5 protein-coding genes and 1 pseudogene are annotated in these 6,275 nt (G+C 72.5%); 4 read left to right on the forward strand and 2 right to left on the reverse strand.

The annotated features are described in order from the left end of the window. Positions 1-252: 252 nt before the first annotated feature. Positions 253-1,452 (reverse strand): DUF4157 domain-containing protein, encoded by a 1,200-nt coding sequence (locus tag KUF83_RS08110; protein ID WP_308402944.1) that lies wholly within the window; start codon positions 1,450-1,452, stop codon positions 253-255. Positions 1,453-1,686: 234 nt separating this feature from the next. Here KUF83_RS08110 and KUF83_RS08115 point away from each other — a divergent pair, with 234 nt between their 5' ends. The 4 genes from KUF83_RS08115 to KUF83_RS08130 all read left to right on the forward strand — a co-directional run bounded on the left by KUF83_RS08115 (position 1,687) and on the right by KUF83_RS08130 (position 4,432). Beyond that, positions 1,687-3,264, forward strand: a complete 1,578-nt coding sequence (locus KUF83_RS08115) for a phage tail sheath subtilisin-like domain-containing protein (protein ID WP_217453903.1) — start codon at positions 1,687-1,689, stop codon at positions 3,262-3,264. 66 nt (positions 3,265-3,330) lie between these two features. Next, positions 3,331-3,774: a phage tail protein gene (locus KUF83_RS08120; RefSeq protein ID WP_217453904.1), complete on the forward strand. Its 444-nt coding sequence runs from the start codon at positions 3,331-3,333 to the stop codon at positions 3,772-3,774. Then, positions 3,774-4,277 carry a hypothetical protein gene (locus KUF83_RS08125; RefSeq protein ID WP_217453905.1) on the forward strand — a complete coding sequence of 168 codons (504 nt, stop codon included), beginning with the start codon at positions 3,774-3,776 and terminating at the stop codon, positions 4,275-4,277. Before KUF83_RS08120 ends, KUF83_RS08125 begins: the two co-directional genes overlap by 1 nt. Then, entirely contained in the window at positions 4,274-4,432 is a 159-nt protein-coding gene (locus KUF83_RS08130; RefSeq protein ID WP_217453906.1) for a DUF6760 family protein, read from the forward strand. The genes KUF83_RS08125 and KUF83_RS08130 overlap by 4 nt, the downstream gene beginning before the upstream one ends. 1,622 nt (positions 4,433-6,054) lie before the next feature. Here the strand turns inward: KUF83_RS08130 and KUF83_RS08135 are convergent. Continuing rightward, positions 6,055-6,275, reverse strand: a pseudogene (locus KUF83_RS08135) (hypothetical protein); the annotation flags it as partial.

Raw genomic sequence — 6,275 nt, forward strand, 5'->3', positions numbered from 1 at the left:
AGGGCGCCAGATCACCAACCGCCTCGAAGCGGTACTCATCGACCACGTCACCGGTATTGCGCACACGCAACCGCACAGTCGTACTACCACCCGGGTCCACAGTCGCGGAGGCGGGTTCCAGGGAGGTCCAAAGGCTCACCCTCGGACGCTACGCGGTGAGTGGCACGCGGTCAGGAGGCGTCCGTACACAACTGCGTGCCCTCCGCGACGCTCCTGGAGGGCCGCTTGGACCATCCGGACCGGCAGGTGGATCTAGTCCTGGTTCCGCGTCCTCCCCTGCATGGCCGGAATCTCCATGTGCCGGCATGCCGCCATGTGAACGTCTCCCATGTTGGCCTTCAGAATGGCCGACAGCTGGACGTCGCGCGTGAACGTGATGCTCCGGCCGGCGATTTGAGGGTCTCGGAGAGAGGTCACCATGATGGTGGCCGGCTGAGTCGGGTCAAGTTGCACCCGGTATCCGGTGCCGGCCGGTGTCACGGCCACCGGACTGCCGTGAATGTCGAGCCCGGTCGGAACGTGGAGGGTGTAGTCCGGAACGGTGTGGCGCCCGTCCCGCGAGCTGGACGGCTGGATGTCTCCACCTGTTTCCACCAGACCGCCACTGGAGTCCAGCACGGTGTTTCCGTGCTGGCAGTACAGGTGGACCCTGGTGCCCGCGGGCACCCTGAAGTCCGGGGTGTTCTTGTTCCACGAGCCGTGGCCACTGAGCACGAGCGCGCCGTCTGAGCGGCCGGTCGTCTGATGCGCCTCCCAGTCGCCCCCGGGGTCGTGCACCGTCGGCCGCCCGCTCGGCTTCCGCTGCACGGAGATGGCTGCCCGCTGCACGGAGGATGCCTCCGGGCCCGCCGCGCCACCGCCTTCCAACCCGCCGTGCGCGATCCGCTCCGGCGCGGGCCCAGCCATCACCTGCCGCGCGACATCCCCCGCCTCGACCTCCGCCCAGTCGTTCGGGTCGGAGATCATCAGGCCGTCGCCGTTGTCGGTGCCGGGCACCGGCCCCCGGCTCTGCTGGCCGATGTGGTGCAGCTCTTCGGCGAGTACCTGCTTGTCCCGGCCGTCCCACACCACGTGCGGGAAGGAGGTGTACGCGAGCGCCCCGATCTCCGCTGCGGAGTCGAGGGCCGCCGAGTCCGTGTGGAGGCGTACGCCGCTGAAGTCCTCGCCGCCGAACCGGCCTTCCATCTCGTTCCGCAGCGTTCCGTCCATCGTCTGGCCCGGCGAACTCAGCACCTTGTGCACCGCGGAACGCTGGACGGACGGGCCGTGCCCGCAGTTCGCTCCGTGCTCGTGCCGCTGCTCCTCGACGGCACGGGCCACCGCCGCGTTGCCTGCGGCACGCTGCAGTGCCAGGACGCGGGAGGCGGGCCCCGGCACCGGGACGCGCCCCGGCGGGCGGCCCTCACCGACCCGGCCGCGGGCCCTGTCGGTCTCCTTGTCCTGCGCGCGCACGGGGGCTCCCCTCGAAGACGGGTACAACAGCCTTCAAGGCTTAGCGGACGGCACCGCGGCCGCGAAAGGTACTTCAGGGCAGCCGTGAGGGCAGCGGGCCCTCACCGTTTGCACCCTCGTGCCCCTCCGGGCAACAGTTCTGCCCCCGAACTGGTCCCGGAGGACGTTTCAATGGACGCGCTTCGCGCGTGAGGGTGAGAGAAGACCTGTCTCGTACCCCGAGGAGAGCAGAGCATGCCGTCCTACCTGTCACCCGGCGTATACGTCGAGGAGGTGGCCAGCGGCTCGCGTCCCATCGAGGGGGTGGGCACATCGGTGGCGGCCTTCGTCGGGCTCGCGCCGGCCGGTCCGCTGAACGAGCCGACCCTGGTGACCAACTGGTCCCAGTACGTCGCGGCCTTCGGCGACTTCACCGACGGCTACTACCTCGCGCACTCCGTGTACGGGTTCTTCAACAACGGCGGCAGCGCCGCGTACGTCGTGCGGGTCGGCGGCACGGCCGAGGGCGCGGCAGGCGCCGCCTCCCCGGCCGCCGTCTCCGGCTCCGCCGCACCGGCCGCGCTCCCGGCGGGCGAGCCGAAGCAGCTCGGCACCTTCAGCGTCACCGCCGTCGCCGGCGGCTCGCTCAGCGTCGAGGTCGCCGACCCCGAGGGCGAGGGCCCCGCCGAGCGCTTCAAGCTGATCGTCAAGGACGGCGACAAGCCCGTCGAGACGTTCGACGTGACCGCCAAGAAGGGCGGCCGCAACTACGTCGTCACGCAGGTGAAGGAGCGCTCCAAGCTCATCACCGTCCAGGAGTCCGCGCCCGCGGCCCAGTTGGCGCGGCCCGAGAACCAGACCGTGGCGCTGGCGGCCCCCGCGGCCCCCGCCCCCGTCGCCCCGTCCGGGACGAGCGACGCCCACCCCGGCCCGGCCCACTACCTCGGTGACTCCGCCGACCGCACCGGCTTCGGCGGCCTGGAGGCCGTCGACGAGGTCTCCATGGTCGCCGTCCCCGACCTGATGGCCGCCTACCAGCGCGGCGCGATCGACCTGGAGGCCGTGAAGGCGGTCCAGCTCGGTCTGATCGCGCACTGCGAGCTGATGGGCGACCGGGTCGCCATCATCGACCCGCCGCCCGGCCTGAACGCCCGTCAGATCCGGGTCTGGCGTCAGGAGACCGCGGGCTACGACTCCAAGTACGCGGCCCTGTACTACCCCTGGGTCAAGGTCTTCGACCCGGCGACCGGCCAGTCCCGCGTGATCCCGCCGAGCGGCCACGTCGCCGGCATCTGGGCCCGCAACGACTTCGAGCGCGGTGTGCACAAGGCGCCCGCCAACGAGGTCGTACGCGGCGCGGTGGACCTGGAGCTCCAGATCACCCGCGGCGAGCAGGACCTGCTCAACCCCATCGGCGTCAACTGCATCCGCGCCTTCCCGGGCCGCGGCATCCGCGTCTGGGGCGCCCGCACCATGTCCTCCGACCCGGCCTGGCGCTACCTCAACATCCGCCGGTACTTCAACTACCTGGAGGAGTCGATCCTGCTCGGCACCCAGTGGGTGGTGTTCGAGCCGAACGACCACAACCTGTGGGCCAGGATCCGGCGCAACGTCTCGTCGTTCCTCGTCAACGAGTGGCGCAGCGGCGCCCTCTTCGGCCAGCGGCCGGAAGAGGCCTACTACGTCAAGTGCAACGAGGAGACCAACCCCCCGGAGTCGGTCGACCTCGGCCGGGTCATCTGCGAGATCGGCATCGCGCCGGTCAAGCCCGCCGAGTTCGTGATCTTCCGGCTGGCGCAGTTCTCCAGCGGCAGCGGAGAGCTCGAGGAGTAGGCCCGGCCCGCCTGCGCCTTTGCCTCGTAAGCCATTGTCACGACCCCTCAGAAGGACAGAGAACAGATGAGTCTCCAGCCGGGTGACAGCCTCACTTCACACAATTTCGGCCTCCAGATCGACGGCGTGATGGTCGAGTACCTCGCGGAGGTCAACGGCCTCACCATCGAGCAGGACGTCATCAAGCACCTGTCGAACTCGGCGCAGGGCAAGCCCGAGGTCAGCCTCATGCCGGGTGTGCAGAAGGACGGCCAGTGCACCGTGGTGCGCGGAATGACCCAGTCACCGGCGTTCACGACGTGGATCAACGACTCGATCGCCGGGCAGATGAGCACGGCCCGCAAGGACGCCTCCATCATCATGATGGATTACCAGAACAACCCGGTGAAGCGGTACAACATGCGCAACGCCTGGTGCAGCAAGATCGACGCCAGCGCCCTGAAGGCCGGCGAGGCCTCCCCGCTCACCGAGACCGTGACCATCGTCTTCGAAGAACTGGTCATCGAGTAATGCGGCGTACGGCTGCCAGGGCGGGGGCGGGTCCCGTCGTGGACGCGCCCGCGCCCGGGCCGGTGGCGGCACCGGAGCAGACGGCCGCTCCGGTGCCCGCACCCCCGCCCGCTCCGGTGTCGGTGCCGCAGCAGCTTCGGACGGAGTTCCCCTTCGAGCTGCCCCGCGGATACGTCGACGCGTCGGGGAACGTCCACCGCGACGGCGTGATGCGTCTCGCCACGGCCCGGGACGAGCTGATCCCGCTGCGGGACGTCCGCGTCCAGGAGAACCCGGCGTATCTGTCCGTGGTGCTGCTGGGCCGGGTCATCACCAGCCTCGGCACGCTTCCGTCGGTGCACGACGGGGTGGTGGAGAACATGTTCGCCTCCGACCTCGCGTTCCTTCAGGACTTCTACCGTCAGGTCAACGCCGAGGGCCACACCCGCGCGGCCGTGGAGTGCCCCCACTGCTCGGAGCCCTTCGAGGTCGAACTCGGCGGGAGCCGCCTGGGGGAATCGTGACGTACGCGACCGACCGGCTGCACCAGGAGATCGCGTACGTCGCCTACCACTTCCACTGGAGCCTGGAGGAGATCCTGGACCTCGAACACCAGGACCGCCGCCGCTTCACGGAACAGATCGCGTCCCTGGTGACCCGGGGCGGGGCGGAGGGCTGATCGGTGGGCTTCCTCGACCGGCTGAGGGGCGGCTCCGGGACGAACCGGGGTCCCGTGACGACACCGGCCCCGGACGCGAACCCGGCTCCCGGGAACGACAGTTCAGTCTCCGCGAGTACGGGCAGAGACACAGGCACCGGCACAGGCGCGGGCGCGGATTCCGGCAGCGGTACGGCCGCGGAGTCCGGGCCGGTTCCGGTGATCGGCTGGGCGGGGCTGCCGCCGATCCAGCGGGCCGCCGTGGGACGGACCGGTGTCGCGGACTCCGGGTTCGGCGGACGGCTGAGCACCTGGCAGAACCCGTCCTTCACCGGAACCCTGTCCCATGCCGTCCTCGACGGGGCACCGGGCGGGCTGGTCAGGAACGCGCTCACCACCTCGGCGCGGCCCGTCCCCGGGCTCGAACCGCCCTCGCGCACCCTGCCGGTGGCGGCCGCCTCCTCCGAAGCGACCGAGGCTCCTGGCGACGGGAGTGGCGACGCACACCCGGTACAGCGCGCGGCACGTCCGGTCACGGCTGCCCGCCCCTCGGGGCCACGGGTGACCCCTGTGCCGCCCCGGGGCCAGCCCCGACCCCAGTCCCCTTCGCGGATACAGCCGCAGCGGACGAACCCGTTGACCAGGGCGTCCACCCCGCCCGCGGTGCAGCGCCGGTCCCTGCCGGTGGCACGGCGGGAGGTTCCGGGTGCCGACGGCACATCGGGCCGTACGACGGCGGGCGGTTCGGGGGCGGGCGGTTCGGCGGTGGGCGAGTCGGCTGCGGGCAAGTCTGCTGCAGCGGGCGGGGCGCTGTCCGACCGCACGACGTCCGACCGTGAGACGTCGGCCTCGGGCCCGGCCCCGGCCGGACCGGGAGGGCTCCCTTCGAGGGCGGCGGTCGACACCGAGCGGGCCCCGGGTGCCGACCCGGTCGGCGCACCGGCCGGCCCGCGCAACCCGACTTCTGCCGCTCCCGGCAGCGCGGCATCCGGTGGGGGCACGGCGGCGGACTCCGGCAGCCGTGCGACCGGAGCGGGCGGTACGGCGGCCGGCCCCGGCGGTTCGGCGCCCCGTTCCGGCGGTGCGGTGGGCAACGTCCAGCGGGCGACGGCCGGTTCCGGCCGCCCGGCGGGCGGGCCCGCGGTCACAGCGGCTCCGACCGCTGCCCCCGGTACCGGCTCCGCGGGCGGGGGGACCGGCCCCGGCGGCCCGGCGTCTGCCCCGAGCGGTTCACCAGCCGGCCCTGCCGACCGCGCGAGCGGTTCCGCCGGTACGGCATCGCGCGCGGGCGGCAGCACAGCGGCCGCCGATGCCGTCCGGCCGACGACAACCAGGCCTGGTCCGGGACCTCTTGGCCCTGACCGCACGACGGCCGGGCCCGGCGCGGCGACGGTCGGCGTCCAGCGGGCCACGACGGGCTCCCGTGGCGCGCCTCCCGAGCGCGCGCGGACGACACCCGTTCCTGAGGCGACGGCCGACGGCGACGGCACCTCCCCGGGGCGCGCCCAGAAGGCGGCGCCCTCCTCCGGCAACTCTCCGACCGGCCCGACCAGCCCCACCGGCTCCGGCTCCGGCTCCGGCTCCGGCTCCGGCTCCGGCTCCGGCTCCGGGGTCAACGTCCAGCGGGCGGCGGCTCGTTCCGGTCAGCCGGCAGCGGAGCCCGCCAAAGCGCCGACCGGTCCCCGCCCGGCGAAGCCCCCTGCCGCGTCCGCCGGTGGTTCCAGCGGGACGTTGCCCTCTTCGCGTGAGGCGGCGACCGGCTCGGGTGACGCGGCGACCGGCCCGCAGCGGGCTGCCGCCGAACCTCCGACGGCCGCCACCGGGCCCAGCGGCACGACGTCCCGCTCCGGGGACGCGGTGGTCA

This window comes from Streptomyces sp. BV286 (assembly GCF_019090165.1).
Taxonomy (GTDB): Bacteria; Actinomycetota; Actinomycetes; order Streptomycetales; family Streptomycetaceae; genus Streptomyces.